The sequence below is a fragment of the Marinobacter sp. UBA2688 genome (assembly GCF_002352785.1).
GTDB lineage: Bacteria > Pseudomonadota > Gammaproteobacteria > Pseudomonadales > Oleiphilaceae > Marinobacter > Marinobacter salarius.
This window is the reverse complement of sequence record NZ_DELU01000032.1, coordinates 65597-83504: the sequence shown is the minus strand read 5'-3', so window position 1 is coordinate 83504 and position 17908 is coordinate 65597. Positions and strand designations below refer to the sequence as shown.

The 17908-nt window shown below is 56.7% G+C and carries 18 protein-coding genes; 5 read left to right on the top strand and 13 right to left on the bottom strand.

Annotation, left to right across the window (positions count from 1 at the left end; all coding sequences use genetic code 11):
• The first annotated feature begins 511 nt into the window (after positions 1-511).
• Positions 512-2296, top strand: coding sequence for a hypothetical protein (locus B3M52_RS19885; RefSeq protein ID WP_075194663.1), 1785 nt, complete (start codon positions 512-514; stop codon positions 2294-2296).
• Positions 2297-2510: 214 nt separating this feature from the next.
• On the opposite strand, the gene B3M52_RS19880 is transcribed toward B3M52_RS19885, so the two are convergent.
• The 11 genes from B3M52_RS19880 to B3M52_RS19830 all read right to left on the bottom strand — a co-directional run bounded on the left by B3M52_RS19880 (position 2511) and on the right by B3M52_RS19830 (position 10871).
• Entirely contained in the window at positions 2511-2906 is a 396-nt protein-coding gene (locus tag B3M52_RS19880) for a VOC family protein (RefSeq protein ID WP_075194662.1), read from the bottom strand.
• Positions 2907-2988: 82 nt separating this feature from the next.
• Complete coding sequence (locus B3M52_RS19875) at positions 2989-3489, bottom strand: hypothetical protein (protein ID WP_226909989.1); 501 nt, start codon at positions 3487-3489, stop codon at positions 2989-2991.
• Positions 3490-3703: 214 nt separating this feature from the next.
• Positions 3704-4102 (bottom strand): hypothetical protein, encoded by a 399-nt coding sequence (locus B3M52_RS19870; protein ID WP_075194660.1) that lies wholly within the window; start codon positions 4100-4102, stop codon positions 3704-3706.
• Positions 4103-4574: 472 nt separating this feature from the next.
• Positions 4575-5336, bottom strand: coding sequence for an RES family NAD+ phosphorylase (locus tag B3M52_RS19865; protein ID WP_075194658.1), 762 nt, complete (start codon positions 5334-5336; stop codon positions 4575-4577).
• 124 nt (positions 5337-5460) lie between these two features.
• Positions 5461-5934, bottom strand: coding sequence for a hypothetical protein (locus tag B3M52_RS19860; RefSeq protein ID WP_075194657.1), 474 nt, complete (start codon positions 5932-5934; stop codon positions 5461-5463).
• A gap of 103 nt (positions 5935-6037) precedes the next feature.
• Entirely contained in the window at positions 6038-6388 is a 351-nt protein-coding gene (locus tag B3M52_RS19855; RefSeq protein ID WP_075194656.1) for a hypothetical protein, read from the bottom strand.
• A gap of 602 nt (positions 6389-6990) precedes the next feature.
• A complete protein-coding gene (locus B3M52_RS19850; protein WP_075194655.1) occupies positions 6991-7425 on the bottom strand; it encodes a hypothetical protein in 435 nt (144 codons plus the stop codon).
• Between the two features lie 183 nt (positions 7426-7608).
• Positions 7609-8163 (bottom strand): gamma-glutamylcyclotransferase, encoded by a 555-nt coding sequence (locus B3M52_RS19845; RefSeq protein ID WP_036211525.1) that lies wholly within the window; start codon positions 8161-8163, stop codon positions 7609-7611.
• Positions 8163-8795 carry a MarC family protein gene (locus B3M52_RS19840; protein WP_036211528.1) on the bottom strand — a complete coding sequence of 211 codons (633 nt, stop codon included), beginning with the start codon at positions 8793-8795 and terminating at the stop codon, positions 8163-8165. Before B3M52_RS19840 ends, B3M52_RS19845 begins: the two co-directional genes overlap by 1 nt.
• Before the next feature lie 79 nt (positions 8796-8874).
• Complete coding sequence (gene rluF / locus B3M52_RS19835; RefSeq protein ID WP_286750043.1) at positions 8875-9867, bottom strand: 23S rRNA pseudouridine(2604) synthase RluF; 993 nt, start codon at positions 9865-9867, stop codon at positions 8875-8877.
• Positions 9867-10871: a GlxA family transcriptional regulator gene (locus B3M52_RS19830; RefSeq protein WP_075194653.1), complete on the bottom strand. Its 1005-nt coding sequence runs from the start codon at positions 10869-10871 to the stop codon at positions 9867-9869. Before B3M52_RS19830 ends, rluF begins: the two co-directional genes overlap by 1 nt.
• Before the next feature lie 110 nt (positions 10872-10981).
• On the opposite strand from B3M52_RS19830, the gene B3M52_RS19825 reads away from it, so the two are divergent.
• Both B3M52_RS19825 and B3M52_RS19820 read left to right on the top strand, forming a co-directional pair.
• Positions 10982-11890, top strand: coding sequence for an alpha/beta hydrolase (locus B3M52_RS19825; protein WP_075194652.1), 909 nt, complete (start codon positions 10982-10984; stop codon positions 11888-11890).
• A gap of 66 nt (positions 11891-11956) precedes the next feature.
• Positions 11957-12829, top strand: a complete 873-nt coding sequence (locus B3M52_RS19820; RefSeq protein WP_075194651.1) for an alpha/beta fold hydrolase — start codon at positions 11957-11959, stop codon at positions 12827-12829.
• 4 nt (positions 12830-12833) lie between these two features.
• Here B3M52_RS19820 and B3M52_RS19815 read toward each other — a convergent pair whose 3' ends face one another.
• Positions 12834-13652 (bottom strand): hypothetical protein, encoded by an 819-nt coding sequence (locus B3M52_RS19815; protein WP_256713523.1) that lies wholly within the window; start codon positions 13650-13652, stop codon positions 12834-12836.
• Positions 13642-14262: a TetR/AcrR family transcriptional regulator gene (locus B3M52_RS19810; protein ID WP_075194650.1), complete on the bottom strand. Its 621-nt coding sequence runs from the start codon at positions 14260-14262 to the stop codon at positions 13642-13644. Before B3M52_RS19810 ends, B3M52_RS19815 begins: the two co-directional genes overlap by 11 nt.
• Positions 14263-14452: 190 nt before the next feature.
• Here B3M52_RS19810 and B3M52_RS19805 point away from each other — a divergent pair, with 190 nt between their 5' ends.
• Together B3M52_RS19805 and B3M52_RS19800 are read left to right on the top strand one after the other, a co-directional pair.
• Positions 14453-16549 (top strand): 3-hydroxyacyl-CoA dehydrogenase NAD-binding domain-containing protein, encoded by a 2097-nt coding sequence (locus tag B3M52_RS19805; protein ID WP_075194649.1) that lies wholly within the window; start codon positions 14453-14455, stop codon positions 16547-16549.
• A gap of 72 nt (positions 16550-16621) precedes the next feature.
• Positions 16622-17803 (top strand): acetyl-CoA C-acyltransferase, encoded by a 1182-nt coding sequence (locus B3M52_RS19800; RefSeq protein ID WP_075194648.1) that lies wholly within the window; start codon positions 16622-16624, stop codon positions 17801-17803.
• The last annotated feature ends 105 nt before the right edge of the window (positions 17804-17908 follow it).

The following is a 17908-nucleotide window of genomic DNA, read 5'->3' as shown; positions in this document are numbered from 1 at the left end:
AGAGAGGCGCCAGAGGAAAAATTGGGTGGAAATGGGTGGCTCTTGAATGTTCGCTTTTGTTTAGAAAGCCTGCTGTAGGTTCAGCCAGCAGAGCCATGGTAATAGAGAGCACCGCTTTTTTCTGAGAACGGGTAAATTCCTCAGTTCCATGGACACCCAATTGGCAAACATTCTTGAGCTTTTCCCGAAGGCTCAGGAGTCGTTCAACCGCATTTATATCTTGGCGATCGTTGCTACGCGCCATTCTATTAGCGGAAATCGATGCTCTTTAACCACCACATATTGACTCGGTGTGCTCAACGACGTGCCGACACTCCTGCCGCTTGACGGCTATGTACAGACAAAAGCGGTATCGTGGTTCTGCTCGGAAACGAATTTTTAGACCGAAACTGCCCCTTATGCTAGGCCCCGCCAGCGAAGCAGCGCATCTGGCCCTGCATCGGCGCTACTGGACATTTGCGCAGTGGAGTCGTAGCCTTTGAGATACCTATCTCTTGAGTGAGAGCACGGTATGGATACTTTGGCATCTCTCGCGGACGAGATTATTGCTTTTCTCGGTGCCCTCATTGTACTAATGGCCGCAATGGCTCGATTCAACAATCCCCGCTTGTTGCTCACGGAGGCGGCGCCGGACGACAAGAAATGGCTACTTTTCCTGAAAGGTATGCTGAGCTGGAACCCCGGCCGGCAAAGTATCCTGCTAAAACCTCCACGCGCGAATACGACCGCGTTTCGTTATCGGCTATACCAAATATGTTATGCCTCGATCGGGATTCTGGTCTATCTGCTGTTGCTGTACCAGCCGGATATCAGGCAGCAGCTGCATGACATCATCGGATGGTTCGTTGCCAAGGGAGTACCCGACATCAGCAAGGCACAACCGCTGGTCGTCGCTGCGTTCGTGGTACTGATTCTGCCCAATGTGCCGCCGCTGCTCTGGGGCGATACGTTGATTCGCACCTGGTTGTACGAGCGCGCCCTGATACCTGCCCAGCAACTGCGCGAAATCAACCGGCTGAAGATGGCGCGCTATAATCCCCCGCAGGATTTGCTGGATCATGTACGCAAACTGGCACTGTTGGAGGGGTTCGAGAAGAGCGACATCGAGTACGATCCCGATCAACCGACCACGCCATCGCTTTGGACTAAGTGCATGCTGTTGAAGGAGCAGCTAAGGCACTGGGAGGCGGACGATCACTACAAGACCGCCTTCGCCGCGCTCAGGGATCCCGACAGCGACCTGCGATCGGTCGACGAGGTCAAGAACATGCGCCGGCGGTTACTCGGCGACGCACTGGTATGTCTGGGCCAGTTACGCACACTGGACGGCGACAAGAGCGACGAGTTGGTCGAGCGTGAAAACGAATTTCGCGCCAATTGCGGCATATTGCAGAAAAAACTCTACACCCTGATGGCCGGGGTTTCGCTGCATTCGCATTACAGCGATAATGAGCGAGTCCGCAAGTTCCGTGAAATCGGCTTTGAACTCGAGCCGAAACCGAGCGGTCCCCTACCGGACGCTAACGACATGCTTATGCTGGTGCTCATCCTATGCGGTATTATCGTGGTGCCGCTGAGCTTCAAGCTCGGCCCGGTCAAGGCAACGATGATCGGGGCGATGATGTTCAGCGCCGTCATCTCGCCCGTCCTGCTGGCCAGGTTTTGCCCGGGGCTGTGCGACGCCGCGACCAGGCGCTACGCGCCCAATCTGGTATATCCGATAGCCTCGACCCTGCTGGCGGCCGCACTCGGCTTCCTGATTATTCTCGCGGCAAACCAGTTTTTACCGCCTCCTTCGCCAAGCTGCGCCGCCGGTATCGACCGTTATCTGAACTGCAGTTACCCTTGGGCGATTCTGCACGCCGGCATCGCGCTGTTGCTCGCGATTCGCTTGAGCAGCGGTGAATACCCCGATGTGAGCAAGCTCTTGGGCTGGCGGCGCTATCGGCAATGGGGCAGTTTCACCGACGCCGTTCTCTGCGCCATCGGCGCCGCGCTGATTGCTGCCTTTATCGCATTACCGTTGTTGGAATCGCTAAGCCCGGACCGCTTCAGTATTGTATATCTGCCCGCGACGCCAGAACAGTTTTTCTTCTGGCGGATTACGCTACGCATGGCTTTGGTCGGTTTCTTCCTCGGTTTTGTCGTGCCGACCTGGTATCGAGCGCACAAAAGCCCTTATGGCGCGGGCGACCGTCGCCGTAATCCACGTCAGCGCGAATGCTTTGAACAAGATCTGCAAAGCCTACGTAAAAAACGAGTGCGCCCGCGAAACGGGACGGATCCGGCGACTTGAGGCAAGCGCCGGCCCGTCGGGGGTCTGATTGTTTCTTGTCCGAACAACGCCTGCGACGACCCGTGTGAAATTTCCACTGGCTCGACGATGGCGACTTTATAACCTGGCTGGTAGTTACGCCCACGATGCAACTCTCGGTCGCAAAGCGAACATTCGGATGGAACAGCTGAACTGGGTGTAATGCAGAAAGTGGTATCGCCCCACAGCCACTTGCTTAAGCATTGATCTGACGAACGAAGCCGGCTTCATCTCTAACACCGACCCGATTGCCATCGGGATCACTGATGTTGATGGTCCTGCCCCAAGGGTTTTCTGTGATGTCAACGTCGATGCCCCATTCTCTAATTTCTCCCAAGGCCTTCTCCAGGTCCTTGACGTTGAAACGCAGCTTGAAGCTCCCCTCTTTGGGCGACTTGACGCCGTTCTTTGCTTTGCCGCCTTGTTCCACCATCAAGTAACCCTCTCCGTATTCGAGGCAGGTTAGCTTAAAGCCGTTCTCGTCTTTCTCGAACAGCTGACGCAGGCCAAAGAGGTCTCGATAGAACGCCACACACGCCTCAAAATTTTCCGTGTTCAGAATTATTCCGTAGCGGGCTATATTCGCGTGCATGAACCTTCCTTGTGCTTAACGCCAGCGTAATGGGCCGGTTTGTGGAGCGAAGCGGAACAAACCGGCCCCGTTGACGCATTGGTTATACCTCCAGCCACTCGTAGAATTCCTGGGGCATCTCGTCCTCAACCATCTCGATCGATTTAACGTCAACAGTAGAATTACAGCCCATCAAAGGAACTTCAATCACCTGATCTTGATCAAACCAATCCATCTTCAAATAACGAATTTGGTCGTCATCATAAGCCACCGCTTTAACTCGGCCATGACCATATAGCTTCATCGTCTTACCGAACTTTTCTCGTTTCTTTAGGACAACTAAATCGCCTTTGCAGATGGAGTTAAACCGTTCCGCTTGATGCTCACTCTCAAGATAATCAAATCTACAAATGCCCTGTTCTTTCCATTCCGTATCTAAACGCTCGCTGAAGTCAGCTCCCGGACAAAAACCCATGAAAAGAACGTATGAGTCTGTTGGAGTGGCGTTGTTGATGGCGCTTAGAACTTGCTGAGCTTCTGTATCGCCTGTTGCTAGCTTTTGTTCGGCATTGCGCTTGAGCCTTACGAGATCGGATCGCGACATCTCGCCACTCCTGACTCTTTCTATCGCTTTAGTATATTTCATCAGCTAGAACCTTCTTTAGGTGGGATTGAGCTCTTCACTTTCTCAGAGCTCCTCGCATCTAACAGGCTTTAGAGGAAGATAAGCGCTGCAATTGGTATAACGCCAGCCAGCATGCAAGGCTATGGAATGGAGGCGAAGCCGTAATACAGTAGGCGTCGCGTGCCTGGCCTTGTTATACAGTGACTTCCTTCACTGGGATTCTGCCATTGAGCTCAATCCAATAGGCACCGTCGTCGAGAATAACCTCGCCGCCACAGAAGACTTCCTTTGCGTTGAAGCTCTGCACTTGTCTTGGCGCAGCTTTAGTGTCAACGGCTTGACACATGATGAGATAACACGACTGACCAGACTTGATAAGCTTAACGTGTTGCAACCGCTCGTTTGCCCCTAAATCTCCCTCTGGTAGATTCTCATCCGAAATCCAGATGAACCGTTTGCCATCTATTTTTCGGGTACCGTCCTGCCACACTCGCAGAAATACAGCACCATCAGACTCCCTAACGCTGCCCCAAGACCAACGAACATTATTGAGCGGGGCGCCAAGGTTGGCGAACATTTCAGCTTGACTCATTCTGTCTCCGCATTGGGACTACCCATGGCTGTATAACGCCAGCCATAAGCAGCGCCCTGACAAGGGCGTCCGGTGGAGGGCCAACGGCCCGGAACAACCTTAATGACCTTGTTATAGTGGTTACTTATTGACCTTAAGGCATTCAGTGTAAACTGAAGGAAAACCGATCCCACCACGCCGGTCAATATTTTGCTGATCTCGGTGTTTCCCGACCTGTTTGATTAACGCTCTACCGATTCTCTGGCCTGCGTTCTCGCATGCGGCCGATGAAGTGAACCCATCAACAGTTTGCATTTGAACATCGGGCATAGGCCCGCCTCTCTCGGCGACGATGTGCATAGTAAGTACCAAAACCCATTCGATCACGGGAACTCCTTAATCCCTATAACGTCAGCATTTGCGGCTGGTTTGTAGCGCAGCGAAAACCCCGTCCGACAACATGCTCTTGTTATGCATTTCTGAAAATATCATCTCAATACTCTTCTACCCTTTTAAAATCGAAAATTATTTTTGTTGGTTCATAAATAGCGCAATTTACGACCTCCGCTGCTTCCAAGTCAAAAAGACATATATTGTGACCGTCGGCCAAAGCGCTTTTATAGGCAATACCATCGTATCCCTTCGACTTTATAAACTCGGAGATTATTTGAGTCGGAGCATATTCTGACTTTAGATCGGAAGCTTTAGTTGGTTTTGAGAAGGCGTTGTCAATATCTGACCAAACTGCGCGGACAATTTCTTCAGGCGCAGGCTCTTTAAAATACAAATGGAGGTTGTCTTTTCCCTGCTCTACTGAAAAATCAAGAACTCTTAGATCTCTGGTCAACCTGAGTTGACCTACTGACAGAATTGCTCCAAGCCAGGGACGTATCTCAGACATAGCAGTCTCTTTGTCTGTAGCAACATACAGGCATGGAATTCCTTTTGAGTTAGCTCTACCTTCGGCTGCACTATCTACCAAAGGTTTCATTCGAGCCTTCGGAAACGGTGCTGGAAAATCATCAATATGTATATCTTCTTCAGTTTCAGGGTTATGTTGGTAATAAGGCCTCCAAGAATGACCATTCTGGGCACGCCAAACAACTGACCCTGCTTTTAAAGGCCGTTCACGATCGCCGCAAGTTTCAATAATGGAATTGAGAAACTCTTTAGATACTTCATCTAGTATATAGCGATGCTTTGTATCTACCGAATTTTTAAAAATTAAATAGCTACGCCACGACTTAAAGCTCATCCCGAATCCTTCCTAGAAACATAACGCTATTGTTCAGCGGCGCCCTTTTCGTAGCGAAGCGAAGAAAAGGGCGCCCGGTGGTGGGCCTTCAGGCCCGGAACATACTGCAACAACTGGTTATGCATTAAGGCTGCTGCCCGAAGACCTCTTCAAACCTTGCGACGAAAGACTGAGCTTCTGCCACTTGAACTGCTAAACGCATGATTGCAGGGTTAGGAGGTGCATCAAGAAGGGCCTCTGCATACCTGTTGATTCCTTGATATTTTTGGAATGCTAATGGTCTCTCGGCAGCCAATATATAGCGATACTGCTCCCACAGGCGGAGGTCAACGTGCTTCACTAAAGCATCGTGGTGTTGCATAGCACCAATTTTTTGACCCCGCGGGAGCTGGTGATCTTCTTTCGAGGTCATATGCCGAATTTTGTCGAAATTGCCTTTTATTTCCGCCTCTATCAGCATCTCTATTCGATTATTGCGGAAATATTTAGTTGAAAGTGGATAAAGCAAAGCCACTAACACCGCCATCAATGTCCCGATGGCTGCCAAAGCCGTCCAGAAAACGCGTGGGTTTAGCGTTTCGATCCAAAAATCAGACATGAAACTCCCTTATGCATAACGCAAAGCTAAGCGGCGCCCTGACAAGGGCGTCCGGTGGACGGCCGCCAGGCCGGTAACGAACTTAAGCGTTTGGTTATGTGGGCTACCGGAGAAGATCACCATACCCCCAGATGACAGTGCCGGAAATAGCCAGCACCACGCCGAGATACTGTGCTATACGGTATCGCAACTTGTAACGCTGACTAAGCTCTGTCTGAGAACTGATGACAATTCCTGAAAGGTTGACGTGCTCATTTACTTTGGAAAGGTTGTACTCCGCCCAAACACCGAAAAGGACACTGATAGCTCCGCTACGTTGGAACCAAATGTCTGCCGCCTCGCCCTCAGGTCGAAGGAAAGAAAAATAAGCTGCGACTGGAGCCAGCACTCCCAAAACTATCAGGGGAACGCAGCCCAGCAATGCCTTCTTTACTTCCTTTTCTTCCTCTTCCATTCGACTCCCCAAATTGCTTATCGACTGCTTACACATAACAGCTTATTAGTTTGCATTCTTATTAAACCGCAGCACCATCGCCCCGTCCAAAACTGCTTCACAACCCGAATAAGCTCGATTTTTCAGAGCATTACCTTTCTATCCCAGAGGACTTTTGAGATCCTGATCTTGTGAAAAGTCTGCACGCGGGATATTTATGCACGTTTTTGCAAGTTAAATCCAGAGGGACGAACTTTTCCCACGCCGAAACAGATACCTACAGAAATGCTTTGTGAAAAGTGTGTGTGCAGAGCCGTGCACATTAAACCGCAGGAATTTTGGCGTTTTTGAGTGTTTTCCATTATACCCCCACTTTAGCAACAGGCCGTTTCGCCATCGAGATTCACCGGTCGCAACCGGGTCGATCGAACGTTTCTGAGTATTGGAAATCGTGGGTATCAGAGAGACGCTTGAGAAAAAAATGGGCGGAGATGGGTGGTTCTCGAATGTCCGCTTTTGTTTAGAAGCGGTCTTTTTTTGAGGCAGAATCCCCGCTGATAATGATTGGACTAAAGAGCCGGCGCCGTTCACAGGCGCCGGCGAGAGGCTTCAACCCCAAACAATCAACGGGTGACATCAATCAGTAGCTGAGCACCCTGCAGCACCTGATACTCCATGGGGTAGGTACTGTTGTTGTAGTGGAACCGGAAACGGGTGCCACGGTCATCCCGGTAATGGTGACGGTGTTTGTTCCACTGGCGTTTGTGGCCATGGTAACTATGCCTTTTCTGATGGTACTTCTTATGCTTCCAGCCGTGTTTGTGTCGGTTGTGAGCCTTGTTTTTCCAGCCATGCTTGCGATCCCGGTGGCCGTGGTGTGCATCCGCATCGCGGTGCCGGGATGACAGAAGCTTCTTGTGGTGGGGTATGCCCCTGTCGTGGTCCACTTTCTGGTGGAACCCTGCCCTGTGGTTCTCCCGCCTGTCAGAGTCTGCCACAGCCGGGCTGGTGGCCATTATCAGGCCAACAAGACAACTGCCAATCAGAAATGCTTTCATCGTTCTTCTCCCGATCTTTTCAGATCCCGGATTAGCATCCACGAACACTCTGTGGCTGCTCCCTAATTTCAGAGTACGGAACTTCCGGGGAAAGTCAGGCGATCGGCGGCGGCTTTGCACTTCTTTTACGCAGGCGCGGACAGTCTTTACAGTTGCCGTGGCCGGCTGACCGTCACGACAGAATCAACGCAGGTGGGATTCCAGCTCAAACACGTGGGGATCATGATCACCCAGCGTACGCAAAGCGTCCGCCAGCTTCAGCAGATACTCGCTGTTAGGGCCACTCGGCCCGGACGAACGCGCAATCTGGCTGGCGATGTCGAGCGTCGAAGCGGGCCCCAGAAAAGCGGCGTTGTCCTCGGTGGCAATATAAACAAGGCCTTCCGCATTGCTACCGTCATCAAATGTCATGGTCGTGCTGAAGCGCAGGTAGCCGTTCTTCTCACGTACATCCAGGTGCTCAAACACGTCCGGTGATACCCGATAGGCCATGCCCTTGCATGTCGCACCAGGCTGGCTAACCAGCGTGACCACACGCCCGGGAGCCTCCGGAGTACCGCGATGATCATGGGAGCCCTGCCAGAAACGTCGGGCCCAGCCTTCAATCGTCGCCGGCTGCTGCTCAAGGAAGGGGAAGTCCACCTTGTAGATCAGCGAGCCATAGCCGAACAGCCACACGGAGGACACTCCGTCAAACTGCTGGCGACTGCGATTGTGCGCTACGGTATCGAAAGACATCAGGAGGCCGACGTGGAAGCAATAAATCCAGCGATGCCCGTTAATACAATTTCCGCCGCCATGGCAGACAGAATCAGGCCGCTGATCTTGGAGAGAATGTTCAGCCCGGTCTTACCCAGCGCCTTTTCCAGGTATCCGGACAAGTGCAGTAGAACCGCCAGGATAACCAGCCCCGACACCAGCCCCAGAAGCCCTCCGGCCACTTCCGGCACAGCGTTCAGCTCGGCCCCGTAAACCAGGATGGCACCGATGGTCGCAGGGCCTATCATCACCGGAATCGCCAGTGGCACCACGGCAATGTCATCGCGGTCTTCATCCGGCAACCCCGTGGCGTGGTTGCGGGTACCACTGGTGACCAGGCTGATGGCGGTCAGGAACAGCAGGCTGCCAGCACCGATCCGGAACGAATTCAGGGTAATGCCAATGGCACTGAACAACAGTGGGCCGGCAAAGAACAGTACCAACCCCAGAATCATTGCGGATACGGTGGAACGGCGGATAATCGAACGCTTCTCAGACGCCGGCAGCCCCCGGGTTAACGCCAGAAACATGGTGACCACGAAAAACGGCGCCAGCAGGAACATAAAGCGGATCGTGCTGCTGATGTAGGTACTGATAAACGCTTCAAACATTCAGAATATCCGGTCAGGGGTAAAAACGGTATAGCATAGCGACAGTGGCGCCTTCGTGCCGTACGGAAGTGAACGTATCCTAGCGCTTAACGCTGCTTTGCCTGGGTTTGCGTGACTTTCCCGGCTTTCCCGGCTTGCTGGCTTTGCCCGGGCGCGGGGGTTTGCCGGTTTTTCCAGCGGGCTTTCCTGGCCGACCGGGCTGTCCTGCCTTTGCGCCCTTTCCACGCGGTCCTGACGGCGATGTCCCGGGCTTTTTGCCAGGCCGCTTGCTCGCCGGCTTTTTCGTTTCGCTACGGGTTTCGGGGCTCACTTCCGAGGACGAATCGCGGATCATGTCAAACAACCCGGCCAGCTCCTTCGGCCCCAGATCCCGCCACTCTCCGACTGCTAGTCCTTTGAGGCTGATATTCATGATGCGCACACGTTCGAGCTTCGTGACCTCGTAATCAAAGAACTCGCACATGCGACGAATCTGTCGGTTCAGGCCCTGAACCAGGGTAATACGGAACACGAAACGGGACACCTTTTCGACCTGGCAGCGTTTGGTGACCGTGCCCAGTATCGGTACCCCGGCGCTCATACCCTGCACGAATTCTGCGGTCACCGGCTTGTTGACGGTGACCAGGTATTCCTTCTCGTGGTTGTTGCCCGCGCGCAGGATTTTGTTCACCAGATCGCCATTGCTGGTGAGGAAAATCAGCCCCTGGGAGTCCTTGTCCAGTCGGCCAATGGGGAAGATCCGCTCACCATGGCCCACATGGTTGACGATGTTACGGCGCTCCGCCGGGTCGGTGGTGCTGACCACGCCCACGGGCTTGTTGAGGGCGATAAAGATCAGGTCCTCTTCGTCTCGCGGCTCGATCAACTGGCCGTTCACCGTGACCTTGTCGCCGGGCAGCACCTGATCGCCCACCTGGGCCGCCTTGCCATTAATGGCAACGTTGCCGTTCTCGATATAGCGGTCGGCCTCCCGCCGGGAACACATGCCACTCTCGCTGATGTATTTGTTGAGGCGGGTGGAGTTTTTGCCGGGCATGGGAGTCCTGTCTTCGGTCGGGGATCGTCGGGGCATCAGGCCACTTTTGGGGATACATAGCTGAAACGCTTGCGGTATTGCTCCATGGTACAGCCTACCGTGCGTTTAAACAGCCTCCGGAACGAACTGGCATCTTCGTAACCCACACTCCAGATGATGCGTGCAGTCTGTTCGCGGCTGGATTCCAGCAGGTGCTTGGCCGCCTCGATCCGCAGATGCTGCAGGTAGCCGATCGGGGTTTCGCCAGTGGCTTCCTTGAAACGACGCTTGAAGGTGCGGGTGCCAAGGCCCGCTACGGCAGCCACTTCGTCGATGGTCAGTGCATCGGCGTAGTGCTGTTCAAGCCAGGACTGTGCCTTGCGGATAGCGTCATCCTGATGGGCTTTCTGGCTGTAGAAGGCCATGTAGGGCGTTTGCTCCGCCCGGCGGCCGTCCAGCACCAGCATCTTGCTGCAGGCCAGGGCAACCGCCGGTGACGAGAAGCGCTCCACCAGGTAACTACACAGATCCACAAACGCCGTGGCGCCGCCGGCACAGATGATGCGGCCGTTATCCACCAGCAACTGGTCTTCCTCCAGGCGCAGGTGCGGATAGCGGGCACGGAACAGCGGCGCTGCCCGCCAGTGGGTGGTGGCCACCTGGTCGTCCAGCAAACCCGCCTCCGCCAGTACGAAACTGCCGGTGCAGACGCTCGCCAGCACGGCGCCCCTCTCCAGGCCTTCCCGCAACCAGCCATAAAGCGGTCTTGAGGGTGCGAGCGTTTTCTCCAGCCGTTCCGCGCCCACGGCGGCTTCCACCGAGGAGCCCACCACGATCAGGTCCGGCTCAAAATCCCCACGCTTGCAGGTTGGCGTCACCACCGCACCGCTGTACCCGCGGACTGGCTGGTCGTCCACCGTCACCACCTGGCAATTAAACAGGGGCTCGCTGTGGCCAGCCGGGGCGCGGCCGCAGAAGTTGGCAACGGTGAAGAAATCCATGATGCCGTGCACACCGGAGGCGTGGCAGTTGGGGAAGGCGACAATGGCAACGTTGAACATGGAAATGGCCCTTTCAGCACTTTATATGTCAAATATGACACTCCTGCTGGCAACCCGCAAGTCCTAACCTGAAGCTGTCATCCACTACCACTGGAAGAAGGACTTTCACCATGACCTCACAACTGAACACTCAATCAGTGATCTTCGAGCGACCGACAACCCACAAGGTTGAAGGCCCGAAGGGGTTTTCGCCCATCCGCCTGGCACTTCAACTCTACGGTCGAATAGCCCCTGAGAAAGCCGGCCGGCTGGTTAACCGCATGGCGTTCAGGCCCTCGCGCCTGCCCATGCCATCCCGCTATGAATACCTGCTGGACAATGCTGACAGCTATACCCAGCTGCAGCATGGTGCCCGGACCATTCCGGTATATTCCTGGGGCCAGGGGCCTGTGATTCTGGGCGTTCACGGCTGGGCCGGTGCCGGCATCCAGTTCGGCGCCTGGGTCAACCCGCTGGTGGAAGCCGGCTATCGCGTGGTGCTGTTCGACGCCCCCGCCCACGGCCGTGCCCAGGGCGAGAGCACCAACCTGTTCGAAATGGCCGAAGTCGTTACCAGGGTGGCGGCCAGCGTCGGCCGGGTCCACGGGGTGCTGGCCCATTCCATTGGCTGCATTGCCGCTGCCCGCGCGATCGCGGACGGCCTTCAGCCTGATTATCTGGTCATGCTGGCGCCGCCCGTCAGCCTCACGGCGGTGATGGATAACCTGGGCCGTCAACTCGGCCTGAGTCAGAACGTTCTGGCGGTGCATCTGCAATTGATGGAGGAGCGTTTCGGCAAATCCGTCTGGGAGCAACTCGACCTGGAAGTCCTGTCACGGACCCTCACCCAGCGGGGCCTGACGGTCATTGATGACGATGACACCTCCATCTCGCCAGACGAAAGCGAACGGGTTTTCAACAACTGGGAAAACGCCAACGTGCTCCGCACCCGTGGCCTGGGCCATCACCGCCTGCTCTGGAGCCCCATGGTTGTGGACACGGTGCTTCGGGATCTGGGCCGGCCGGTGGACACCCTCTGATTGCGCGATTGCGTCAGTCCGTTTATGGTCTGGCAGCAGTACCATTCGCATTCACGGAGCCCAGCCATGCACCTGTCTGAACCTAAACAGCGACAAACGCCCCGGGGACGCTTCGCCTGGCGAGAAGGCGGGGCACCCGGTGGCAAGGCGCTGGTGATGATCCACGGCTGGCCGGAGAGCTCCTACTGCTGGGAGCACGTGGCAGCGTATCTGAAGGCGGGTTTTCACATCATCGCCCCCGACCTGCGAGGGTTGGGCGACAGTGAACGCAGTCCGGACATCGAACACTACCGCAAGCAGGAAATGGCACAGGATGTGATCAGCCTGCTGGACCAACTTGGTATTGATGAATTTCAACTGGTGGGCCACGACTGGGGCGGCATCGTCGCCCAGGAAGTCGCACTGGCCATTCCCGACCGGGTGCAAAGGTTGGTGATCATGAACATCGCCATCATCAACAACCTCAAGGGCAACCAGGAAGTGATCGAGAAGGTCCGCGCCAGCAGCGGTGCAGCCTACTGGTATCAGCACTTCATGCAGACGCCAGGCCTGCCTGAAGCGATGATTCCCGGCGCCGAAGAGACCTGGCTGGGGCATTTCCTGCGCACCTGGAACCGCGAACCGTTTCCACGGGACGCATTCGACGAATACGTGCGCACCTTCCAGATTCCGGGAACGCCGGGTACCAGCTCCAATTACTACCGCACCTTCCACGAAGACGCCAAACGCTGGGCCACCACGGCAGGCCATACGTGGCCCATGCCCGCCCTGTACATCTACGGCAACAAGGACAAGGTGATCATTCCGGAGTACCTCAATCATATTGAGGAATGCTTCGCAGACTTGCGAGTGAAGGAGGTGGAGGCTGGCCACTTCCTGCAGGAAGAGCAACCCGAAGCCGTCGCCGGGTATCTCAACGATTTCCTGGACACAGCCTGAGCTATTACCTGGATGGGCTGACGTAGACCCAGTTGGTACCGACGTTGTCGCACACCACGATTTCGCGGTTGATCACCGTGCACAGGGAAAGGTCCTGCGGAAGCTCGTTGTGGTAACGGGCTTTTACCGCGAGTTTTTTCTTGTCCTGCTTCAGCAAGGTGAAGGTCTGCTCCATACGCCGGGCAAAGTCGACGCCGCCATCCTCAATGGTGTGAAAGGCGTTGTGGAACGCCGTGAAGCTCATGGTGTTGGCGCCCAGGCCGATGTCCACCATCTTGGGGATGTAGCGGTCGTAGGCCTCGGAGAGGTATCGGCGCACGGCCTCTGAATCATCGCGATTGCCCTCGAACGGACGCAGGCCAAGGCGGTTATCCTCCGCCAGGGCCCCTTCCGCCAGCTGGCTGTTGGGTTGGTTTGAGACCAGATCATAGCGCTGCCGGGGACAGGCAATGCGCTGGCCTTCCAGTTGGCAGTCCGAAAGCAACCCGCTTTGCGGCGGGCTTCCTTCAGGCCCGGACCGAGCGGGTTCCGGTTCCGCGCCAGACGGTTCGGGGCTGGGGTCGGCTTGCGCGGGAGCACCCGGCTCAGGCACTTCCAGGCCCAGCCGCCCGGCAGGGCGCCGCAGAAGCAATGCCTGCACCTGCGGATCGTTGCGCTTGAAATCCGTAGGTGATGGCAAGCCCCCTCCGAGCCCTTCGCTCACTACGCGGCAATACATCTGTTCCAGTTCGGTTGTAGCGCCGGCCATACATTCATCTTCGGCAGCATGGAGGGTGCCGGCACAGAGAGCAAGCAGGACCAGGGCCGGCCATCTAGCTGTCATCCCGCTGCCCCAAAGCCACGCGCGCCATCAGGTCTTCCACCCGGCGTATGGTTTCAGCATCGCCCTTCTTCCCCGTAAGCACCACTTGGGAGCCGATGGTGGCCACGTACATCAGCAGCGACAGATCGCGAATGCGCTGGGGATCGCTGCTCAGCCGTTCGTACAGCTCGCAGTTCTGGTTGATGCGCGCTTCGTCCACCTGCGTGACCAGATCAGCCGCGTAGTCATTTCTGCGGGCAAAATCCCGCACCGCCAGCTCCACCTGCAGGCGACGGATATTACGGGACGCATCGGTGAGCAACAGTTCCAGAATTTGCCGCAATTCGGTTTCGACATCCCCACCCTTGGGTTTCCAGTACTGAAGCTCGTGCAGACGCCGGTCCCGCCAGCGGTTGAGGAAACGCACCACCAGGTCTTCGTGGTCCTTGAAGTGCCAGTAAAAACTGCCACGGGTCACACCGAGCTTTTTTGCCAGGGTCAGCACCCTCAGGTTGCTGAAACCACCGGCTGCAACCTCGCCGGCGGCCGCATCCAGCCAGGCGTCGCGGGTCAACTGCGCTTTTTCCGGCGTCTTGCGGCTGCGGCGTTTCTGAGGTTTGGCATCCGTCATGGTGGAATCTGGTCCTGCTACTGGCTGTTGGGTGTGAATTCTACATCAACAGCGGAGCCATGTTTGAAAGCGTTGACCCCGCCCAAAACATACATTAGTGTATGGACAAACAATACACCAGTGTATGGATAATTCAACAGGTCTTCCGTACACCGCCTACTATCCAATGCCAGTATCAGGGAGCTGCTACATGAGTACTGCCCATTACGATGTGAACGGCAACATCGCCGTCATCCGACTCGACAACCCGCCCGTCAATGGCCTGGGCCTTGAACTCCGCCGGGGTATTGTTAACGGTATCCAGCAGGCAGAAGCCGATGATGCAGTGAAAGCCGTGGTACTGATCGGCTCCGACCGTGCCTTCTCCGGCGGCGCCGACATCAGCGAGTTCGGCTCTCCCAAAGCCTTTGCCGAACCCAACCTGAACACGGTAGTCAACTACGTGGAAAGCAGCCGCAAGCCGGTGATCGCGGCCATCAGCGGCGCCTGCATGGGCGGCGGACTGGAACTGGCCCTGGGTTGCCACTACCGCATCGCCAAGCCGGACGCGCAAATCGCCCTGCCGGAAGTAAAATTGGGCCTGCTGCCAGGCGCCGGCGGTACTCAACGCCTGCCACGAGTCATCGGAGCTGAGCACGCTGTAAATATGATCGTCTCCGGCAGCGTCGTACCTGCCAAACAGTTCAAGGGCAGCGCCCTGTTCGATGAGATTATCGACGGCGAATTGCTGGACGCGGCCATTGCCTACGCCACCAAGGTGGTCAGCGAGAACCTGCCGCTGAAAAAAGTGCGCGACCTGAAAGCCAAGCACCCGAACCCGGAAGGCTTCTTCATGTTCACCCAGAACACCGTCGGCGCCATGGCCAAGAACTACCCGGCCCCGCTGAAGTGTGTCGAAGCTGTGAAAGCCGCCGTCACCATGCCGTTCGACAAGGGCATGGAGGTTGAGCGCGAAGCCTTCGTTAATCTGATGCAGACCCCCGAATCCCGCGCCCTGCGTCACGCGTTCTTCTCCGAGCGCCTGACCAGCAAGATTGCCGACGTGCCGTCCGACACCCCGACCCGTGACATCAAGTCTGTCGGCGTGATTGGCGGCGGCACCATGGGCACCGGCATCAGCATCAACTTCCTGAACGCCGGCATCCCGGTGACGCTGGTCGAGATGAAGCAGGAAGGCCTGGACCGTGGCGTGGAAGCCATTCGCAAGGTCTACGAAGGCCGCGTGAAAAAAGGCCGCATGAGCGAGGACGACGCCAAGGCCAAGATGGCTCTGTTGACCCCATCCCTCACCTATGACGACCTGAGCAGTGTCGACCTGGTGATCGAAGCCGTGTTCGAGGAAATGGGCGTCAAACAGTCCGTGTTCGAAAAGCTGGACGAAGTGTGCAAACAGGGCGCGATCCTGGCCTCCAACACCTCCACCCTGGACCTGAACAAGATCGCCAGCTTCACCAAGCGTCCGGAAGACGTCATCGGCCTGCACTTCTTCAGTCCGGCCAACATCATGAAACTTCTGGAAGTGGTTCGCGGCGAGAAAACCGCCAAGGACGTACTCGCTACGGCCATGAAACTGGCCAAGGCCATCAAGAAGACCGCTGTGGTCTCCGGCGTGTGCGATGGCTTTATCGGCAACCGCATGATCAACCAGTACCAGCGTGAAGCCCTGCTGATGCTGGAAGAAGGCGCCAGCGTGCAGCAGATCGACAAGGCCATCGAGAAGTTCGGCTTTGCCATGGGCCCACTGCGCATGGCCGACCTGGCCGGCGGCGACATCGGCTGGGCCATCCGCAAGCGTCAGTACGAAGAAAACCCGGACATGGTGAAGATGGTGCTGGCCGACCGCATCTGTGAAATGGGCCGTTACGGCCAGAAGACCGGTGCCGGTTTCTACCGCTACGAGCCGGGCAACCGCAACGCCCTGCACGACCCGGAAGTGGACAAAGTGGTGGACGAAGTCCGCGCTGAACTGGGCATCAAACCACGCAAGGTCAGCAATCAGGAAATCGTTGAACGTTGCGTGTATGCACTGGTGAACGAAGGCGCCCAGATTCTGGACGAGGGCATTGCCCAGCGGGCCTCCGACATCGACATGGTGTACCTGACCGGTTACGGCTTCCCCGTGTTCCGCGGCGGCCCCATGCATTACGCCGAGGAAGTCGGGCTGCCCAACGTGGTTCGCGCCATGCAGGCCTTCACCGAAGACCGCCACACCCAGCCTGGTTTCTGGGAGCCCGCAGCCCTGTTGGCCAAGCGTGCCGAAGAAGGCAAAGGCTTCGACGCTAAATAACCGGTCCACCAATACCCTCGGGGCGCCTGCCCTTTATCGATAAACAGGCGCTTCGAACGAAGGAGAATTGTTATGTCCAATGATGTTGTCATCGTATCCACCGCCCGCACGCCCCTGGCCAAATCCTGGCGCGGCGGCCTGAACATGACCCACGGCGCAACTTTGGCCGGTCACGCCATCCAGCACGCGGTCGAGCGCTCCAAGGTCGACCCCAACGAGATCGAAGACGTGCTGATGGGCTGCGCCCTGCCAGAAGGCTCCACCGGTAACGACGTGGCCCGCATGGGTGCCATCCGTGCTGGCCTGCCTGTGACCGTAGGCGGCGCGACCATCAACCGCTTCTGCTCGTCCGGCTTGCAGGCCATCGCCATGGCAGCGCACCACATTGCTGTGGATAAAGTACCGGTCATGGTCGCCGGCGGTGTGGAATCCATCTCCACCGTGCAGGCCAACGTCAACCAGAACTACTTCATGGAACCCTGGCTGGCAAAGCACAAGCCGGAGCTGTACTGGTCCATGCTGGACACGGCGGAAACCGTGGCCAAGCGTTACGACATCAAGAAAGAAGACATGGACGAATACGGCGTCCGCAGCCAGAACCTGGCCGATCAGGCTCGCCAGGACGGCAAGTTCGACGACGAAATCGTACCCATCACCACCACCATGGGCGTGGCTGACAAGGCCACCGGCCAGCTCAGCAGCCAGGAAGTCACCATCAGCCAGGACGAAGGCATCCGCCCGGGCACCAACCTGGAAGGCGTCAGCAAGATCCGCTCAGCAATGGAAGGCGGCGTGGTCACCGCCGGCAACGCCAGCCAGTTCTCCGACGGCGCCTCTGCCTGCGTGCTGATGGACAGCAAAGTGGCCGAACAGCGCGGCGCCACTCCGCTGGGCATCTTCCGTGGTTTCGCGGTTGCCGGTTGCGAACCCGACGAAATGGGCATCGGCCCGGTCTTCGCGGTTCCCAAACTGCTCAAACGCGCCGGCCTGTCCGTCGACGACATCGGTCTGTGGGAACTCAACGAAGCCTTCGCCGTGCAGGTTCTGTACTGCCAGCGCAAACTTGGCATCCCCATGGACCGCCTGAACGTCAACGGTGGCGCCATCGCCGTCGGCCACCCCTACGGCACCACCGGCTCCCGCCTGGTCGGCCACGCCCTGATCGAAGGCAAGCGCCGGGGCGTAAAATACGTCGTGGTCACTATGTGCGTTGGCACTGGTATGGGTGCGGCTGGCTTGTTTGAGGTTGCCTAAGGCTTTGGCTGCTGCCTGAAGCCTCGGTTGCCTATTGCTTGGAGGGAGGTGCCCGTTGGGAGTGGGTGTCCAAAACTCGCTCCTTCGGCACGTCCATGTGACGCT